This is a genomic window from Variovorax sp. P1_H12_2 (genome assembly GCF_056405335.1).
Window position 1 is genome coordinate 1 of the sequence record NZ_JBFUCI010000386.1, and the last position, 6,239, is coordinate 6,239.

The following is a 6,239-nucleotide window of genomic DNA, read 5'->3' on the forward strand; positions in this document are numbered from 1 at the left end:
GAGCGTGGGGGGCCAGTAAGGCCGGCGCCGGGCCGCCCCAAGGCGGCCTGCGGCCCCCTTGGGGGGCAGCGACCCACACGAAGTGGGGGAGCGTGGGGGCCCTCTACTTGCCGATCAGTTGGGTCAACCGCTCGGCTTCGAAGCATTCGTCACGGGCCGCATCCACCGGCACGCAGTCCTTCTTGCCGGGCTGCTGCGCCGACAGCGCCTCGATCGCCTGCCACAGCAGCGCGATCTGGTGCTCCTGGCCGGCGGCGTTGTCGATCAGGCCGCGCATCGCGAGCGACAGGGGATCGTCGTTCTGGGTCACGCCGTAGGCCGAAAAACCCATGCGCGAGGCGGTTTCCTCGCGCCGGGCGGCGGAATCGGCCTCGATGATCCGCGCCGGATTGCCGACCGCCGTGGCGCCGGCCGGCACCGGCTTGGTGACGACCGCGTTCGAACCGACCTTGGCGCCGTCACCGACCGTGAAGCCGCCCAGAACCTTGGCGCCGGCACCGACCACCACGTTGCGGCCTAGCGTCGGGTGCCGCTTGGCCCCCTTGTAGAGCGAGGTGCCGCCCAGCGTCACGCCCTGGTAGATGGTGCAGCCGTCGCCGATCTCGGCGGTCTCGCCGACCACCACGCCCATGGCGTGATCGAAGAACACCCGGTCGCCGACGATCGCCCCGGGATGGATCTCGATGCCGGTGAACCAGCGCGAGCATTGGGAGATGAAACGGCCGACCCACTTGAGCCCATGCCCCCAGCACCAGTGCGCAAGACGGTGCAGCACCACGGCGTGCAGGCCGGGATAGAGGGTCAACACCTCCCAGCGCGTGCGGGCCGCCGGGTCGCGGTCGAGGATGCACTGGATGTCGGAGCGCAGGCGCGAGAACATGCGGGTTCTTGTTATATCGATAGGGGGTCGGCAGTCTAAATCCCCGGCCCTTCGCGCACAGGGGATGGGGTTTTCGGACCACCGTCCGCCGCCTCCGCCATCGCCTTGGCGATGCCGCGCAGGATGTGGATTTCCTCCGGCGTCGGCTGCGCCCGGTTGAACAGCTGCTGCAGCCGCGGCATGAGCTTCTTGGGCGCCTCGGGGTCGAGAAAGCCGATCTTGACCAGCGAGCGCTCCCAGTGGTCGAGCATGCCGGCCACCGACTGCGCGTCGGCCGCGCGGGGCCGCGGCGTGGCGTCGCGCACCTCGTAGCCGCCCAGGGCCAGCCGCCATTCGTAGGCGACCACCTGGATCGCCGCGCCCAGGTTCAGCGAACCGAAGGCCGGATCGGTCGGGATGCTGAGCGCGACGTTGCAGCGGTAGACGTCCTCGTTGCGCATGCCGAAGCGCTCGGAGCCGAACAGGAAGGCGACATGCTGCGCCTCCCCCCGGGCCAGCGGCTCCAGGTGCTCGCGCGGCGTGCGGGTCGGGGGGCCGAAGTCACGCGGGATCATCGCGGTCGCGCACAGGTGGGTGACGCCATCGAGGGCCTCGTCCAGCGTCTCGACGATGCGCGCGTTGGTCAGCACGTCGAGCGCCCCGCTGGCACGCTGGATGGTCTCCTCGCGCCGCAGCACGTTGGCCCAGCGTGGCGCCACCAGCACCAGGTCGTCGAAGCCCATGGTCTTCATGGCGCGGGCGGCGGCGCCGACATTGCCGGCATGGCTGGTCTGGATCAGGATGAATCGGGTTCGCATGGGGGGCTCGGCCAGGGGTTCGGGACAGCGGCTTCGCGGAGCCGGTAAAATCCCCCGATTCTCGCCGCCCGCATCGCCGGGCCGCTTTCCAGGGGGCCAGCGCATCAACCGATCGCCCCTTTTCCGTTCTTCACACAATTCATGTCGTCCCCCAACCTGCACCCCATGCTCAATGTGGCCGTCAAGGCCGCCCGCGCCGCCGGCGCCATCATCAATCGCGCCGCGCTCGACGTCGAGGCCGTGCGCATTTCGCAGAAGCAGGTCAATGACTTCGTGACCGAAGTCGATCATGCGAGCGAGCACGCGATCATCGAGACGCTGCTCACCGCCTACCCGGGGCACGGCATCCTGGCCGAGGAATCGGGCTCCCAGCACGGGGCCAAGGACTCGGATTTCGTCTGGATCATCGATCCGCTGGACGGCACCACCAACTTCATCCACGGCTTCCCGGTCTACTGCGTCTYGATCGCGCTGTCGGTGCGCGGCAAGATCGAGCAGGCGGTGATCTACGACCCGAGCCGCAACGACCTCTTCACCGCCACCAAGGGCCGCGGCGCCTTCATGAACGACCGCCGCCTGCGCGTGAGCAAGCGCACCCGGCTGTCCGAGTGCCTGATCTCGACCGGCTTCCCGTTCCGCACCGGCGACAACTTCAAGCAGTACCTGGCCATCATGGCCGACCTGATGCCGCGCGCGGCCGGCCTGCGCCGCCCCGGTGCGGCGGCGCTCGACCTGGCCTACGTGGCGGCCGGCTTCACGGACGCCTTCTTCGAGACCGGCCTCAACATCTGGGACGTGGCGGCCGGCTCCTTGATCGTCACCGAGGCCGGCGGCCTGATCGGCAACTTCACCGGCGAGCCCGAGTTCCTCGACCAGCGCGAATGCCTGGCCGGCGCCCCGCGCATCTACGGCCAGCTGGTGCCGCTCCTGGCCAAGTACTCCAAGTTCGCGGGCCTGGACGACAAGCTGCGCGCCAGCGACCGCGTGCGCGCGGTCGATCCCTCGGCCCACGCGGGCGACACCTACGCCCGCAGCACCATCGACGCCACGCGTGAGCCGGCGTCCGGCGACGAAGCTGCCGCCGCGGCCGCCGTGCCCGCGGCGCCGCGCAAGCTCACGCGCATCCGCCGCGAGGCGCCCGCCACGCCCGCCGAAGGCGACGCCGCCGCGAAGTGATGCACTCGCCGAGCGCGGCCGCCGTCCGCAGCCGCGCCGCGATGCGCGTGGCGCTGGGCCACTACATCGCCAATGGCATGTCGGTGGCGTTCGGGCTGCTGCTGATCTCGGGCGGCGTGCACCTGGTGCTGGGCACCCTCGCGGCCACCGCCGCCTCGGTCGGCGTCATCGTGACCGCCCCGCCCGACCTGCCCGGGCCGCGCCGCGGCAAGTTCCTGCAGATGCTGCCGGCGCCGCTGATCGGGCTGCCGCTGTTCTTCCTCGTGCAGATGCTGCATGCGGCGCCGCTGCGGCTCGGCCTGGTGCTGGTGCCGGCCACCTTCCTGGCCTTCCTCGCGATGGCCTGGGGCAAGCGCGGCATCCCGATCGCGATCGCGGTGATGTTCTCGATGATCTTCTCGATGTCGACGCCGAAGCCCGTCGACATGGCCGAGGCCGTGCAGCGCACGCTGCATTTCGGTCTCGGGGCCGGGCTCTACGTGATCTACGCGGTGCTCGCCAACCTGGCGCTCAACGCGCGCTACCGGGTGCAGGTGATGGCCGACCTGCTGCTCTCGCTGGCGGCGCTGATGCGCACCGAGGCCCGCCAGTTCACGCCGCGCGACGATTCCGGCGACATCCGCGAAGTGCCGGCCTCCCTGCTCGGCCAGTTGCTGGGCCAGCAGGCCGCGCTGGCCGACCAGTTGCAGGCGGCGCGCGACATCGTGCTCGAATCGCCGCGCACGCCGTATCGGCAGCGCCTCGCCGGCATGCTGATGACGGTGCTCGAGCTGCGCGACCTGCTGCTGGCCAGCGAACTCGACCTCGACGCGCTCAAGGCGCACCCGGGCCACGCGGCGGCGCTGGTCGAAATGCGGCGCATCCTCGAAGCGCTGGCCGACGACACCACGGCGCTGGCCGATGCGTTGCTGCTGGGACGCCAGCCCCCCGTGGTGGTCGACCGCCGCCGCGAGCTCACGGCCATCCACCTCGAACCGGAAGCCGTGCCGGCGCGCGGCTACGTCGGCCCGACGCCGGCCATGCTGGCGCGCGGGCTGGCCAGCCGCATCGGCCACATCAACGACGAGGTGCTTCGGCTGTCAGCCCTCGCCCGCGGCGACCGCGAGCCCGATCTCGCGGTGGTGCGGGCCAGCTGGCAGATGTTCGTGAGCCCGACCGAATGGTCGTTGCGGCCCTTTCTCGCGCTCTGGCGCTGGGACGCGCCGCCGCTGCGCCACGCCATCCGCGCCGCGCTGGCGATCGCGGCCGGCTACGGCATCGCGCTTGCGCTGCCCTGGGGTTCGCACGAGTACTGGATCCTGCTGACCATCGTGGTCGTGCTCCGGGGCAGCCTGTCGCAGACGCTGGAGCGGCGCAACAGCCGCGTGGCCGGCACGCTGCTGGGCTGCGTCTTCGCGGTGGCGCTGCTGTCGGCGCGTCCGTCGCCGCTGGCGCTTCTCGCCGGGATGACGCTGGCCCAGGCGATCGCCCACGGCTTCGCGGTGCGGCGCTACCTGATCACCGCGGTGGCGGCCACCGTGCTCGGACTGGTTCAGGCGCACATGCTCAACACCGGCATGAGCACCACCTTCGCGCTGTTCGAACGCGTGGCCGACACCCTGATCGGCGCCGCGCTGGCCTGGGCCTTCTGCTACGTGCTGCCGTCGTGGGAGCGCGGCCAGATCCCGACCCTGGTGGCGCGCGTGCTGGGCGCCCAGGCGCGCCATGCGCGGCTCGCGCTAGGGCTGGGCCAGTTGCGCTCGGTGGGCGTCAGCCCCGAACTCGAATGGCGGCTGGCGCGCCGCGAGGCCTACGACAGCCTGTCGGCCCTGGTGCAGGCCACGCAGCGCTCGCTGTCGGAACCGCGCGCGGTGCAGCCGCCGCTCGAGCCGCTGGAACACCTGCAGGCCCACAGCTACCAGCTGCTGGCCCAGTTGAGCGCCGTCAAGTCGATGCTGGTGCTGCGGCGCGACCGGCTCACGCCGGCCGAGATCGAAGGCCCGCTCGCGCGCACGGCCCAGCGCATCGTGGCCATGATCGGCACGGCACCGACCGGAGGCCCCTCGATGCCGGACAGCGCCCCGGCGACCACCCTGGCCGGCCGGGTTCCGCTGCCCGACCCCTTCGACAACGACGTCACGCCGTGGCTGCTGCGCCGGCTCGACCTCGCCACGGGCATTGCGGCGCAACTGCGCGACGATGCGGCACGCATCCTGCAACCCCTCTCAGAGCACAGTCCCCAGACCCCCTGATGATCCAGACACTGATCGCCCATCCGTGGTTCGGCCCCTTTCTGGCCGCGCTGCTCGCCGTGCCGCTGGCGCTGCTCGCCCACCGGGTGGCCGGGCTGGTGCTCGATCGCGTCACCCGTTCGGTGCCGGCGCTGCACGCGATGCTGCTCGCGATCAAGCGGCCGGCCCGGGTCGTGCTGCCCCTGATCGCGCTGCAGCTGGTCTGGCAGGCCGCGCCGGACGACCTGCGATTCATCGGCAATGTCCGCCATCTGAATGGGCTGCTGCTGATCGCGGTGGGGACCTGGCTCGCGGTCAGCGCGGTCAGCGGCTTCGCGCAAGGCATGGTCAAGCAGCATCCCTCGGACATCCGGGACAACCTGCAGGCCCGCCGCGTGCTGACCCAGGCGCGGGTGCTGGCGCGCACCGCCAACTCGGTGCTGCTGGTGGCGGGCGCCGCGCTCATGCTCATGACCTTCCCGGGGGCGCGCCAGGTCGGCGCCAGCCTGCTGGCCTCGGCCGGCGTGATCGGCATCGTCGCCGGCCTGGCGGCCAAGCCGGTGTTCAGCAACCTGATCGCCGGGCTGCAGATCGCGCTGGCGCAGCCAATCCGGCTCGACGACGTGCTGGTGGTCGAGGGCGAATGGGGACGGGTCGAAGAGATCACCGGGACCTTCGTGGTGCTGCGGATCTGGGACGACCGGCGGCTCATCCTGCCGCTCACCTACTTCATCGAGAAGCCGTTCCAGAACTGGACCCGCCACGACTCCCAGCTGCTCGGCTCGGTCTTCGTCTTCGCCGACTACGGCATGCCGCTGGCGCCACTGCGGGCCGAGGTCGAGCGCATCGTGAAAGCCGCGCCCGAATGGGACGGCCGCTTCTTCAACCTGCGCGTGACCGACACCACCGAGCGCACGATGCAGATCCGGGTGCTGTGCACCGCGGCGTCGTCGGCGCTGGCCTTCGACCTGCGCTGCACGGTGCGCGAGGGGCTGATCGATTTCATGCAGCGCGAGTACCCGCAGTTCCTGCCGCGGATGCGGATCGAGGGCGACGCGGCGCGACCGGCCGCTGCGGCGCAGCAGCAGCCCTGAGCCGAAGCACCCCGCGGATCGCCTTGGCAGGGAGGCGCTGCCCGCCGCTCAACCGCCGCGCCGCCCGCGGTCGGCCTTGGGC

At 71.3% G+C, this 6,239-nt stretch carries 5 protein-coding genes; 3 read left to right on the forward strand and 2 right to left on the reverse strand.

Translation table 11 applies throughout. The annotated features are described in order from the left end of the window. Positions 1-103: 103 nt before the first annotated feature. Together cysE and AC1D2K_RS27840 are read right to left on the reverse strand one after the other, a co-directional pair. Positions 104-880 carry a serine O-acetyltransferase gene (gene cysE / locus AC1D2K_RS27835; RefSeq protein WP_478092744.1) on the reverse strand — a complete coding sequence of 259 codons (777 nt, stop codon included), beginning with the start codon at positions 878-880 and terminating at the stop codon, positions 104-106. Positions 881-915: 35 nt separating this feature from the next. Next, positions 916-1,677 carry an RNA methyltransferase gene (locus tag AC1D2K_RS27840; protein ID WP_478092746.1) on the reverse strand — a complete coding sequence of 254 codons (762 nt, stop codon included), beginning with the start codon at positions 1,675-1,677 and terminating at the stop codon, positions 916-918. A 141-nt stretch (positions 1,678-1,818) separates the two neighbouring features. On the opposite strand from AC1D2K_RS27840, the gene AC1D2K_RS27845 reads away from it, so the two are divergent. Genes AC1D2K_RS27845 through AC1D2K_RS27855 form a run of 3 tightly spaced genes read left to right on the forward strand, consistent with a single transcriptional unit; the run spans position 1,819 to position 6,157 of the window. Continuing rightward, positions 1,819-2,853: an inositol monophosphatase family protein gene (locus AC1D2K_RS27845; RefSeq protein ID WP_478092748.1), complete on the forward strand. Its 1,035-nt coding sequence runs from the start codon at positions 1,819-1,821 to the stop codon at positions 2,851-2,853. Further along, entirely contained in the window at positions 2,853-5,084 is a 2,232-nt protein-coding gene (locus AC1D2K_RS27850) for an FUSC family protein (RefSeq protein WP_478092750.1), read from the forward strand. Before AC1D2K_RS27845 ends, AC1D2K_RS27850 begins: the two co-directional genes overlap by 1 nt. Then, the gene (locus AC1D2K_RS27855) at positions 5,084-6,157 is read left to right on the forward strand and encodes a mechanosensitive ion channel family protein (protein WP_478092751.1); all 1,074 of its coding nucleotides are present in this window, start codon (positions 5,084-5,086) and stop codon (positions 6,155-6,157) included. Before AC1D2K_RS27850 ends, AC1D2K_RS27855 begins: the two co-directional genes overlap by 1 nt. Positions 6,158-6,239 lie beyond the last annotated feature (82 nt).

Bases quoted from the DNA above. Each gene is read 5' to 3' on its own strand.
- cysE (WP_478092744.1), bottom strand. From the start codon at position 880: ATGTTCTCGCGCCTGCGCTCCGACATCCAGTGCATCCTCGACCGCGAC.
- AC1D2K_RS27840 (WP_478092746.1), bottom strand. From the start codon at position 1,677: ATGCGAACCCGATTCATCCTGATCCAGACCAGCCATGCCGGCAATGTC.
- AC1D2K_RS27850 (WP_478092750.1), top strand. From the start codon at position 2,853: ATGCACTCGCCGAGCGCGGCCGCCGTCCGCAGCCGCGCCGCGATGCGC.
- AC1D2K_RS27855 (WP_478092751.1), top strand. From the start codon at position 5,084: ATGATCCAGACACTGATCGCCCATCCGTGGTTCGGCCCCTTTCTGGCC.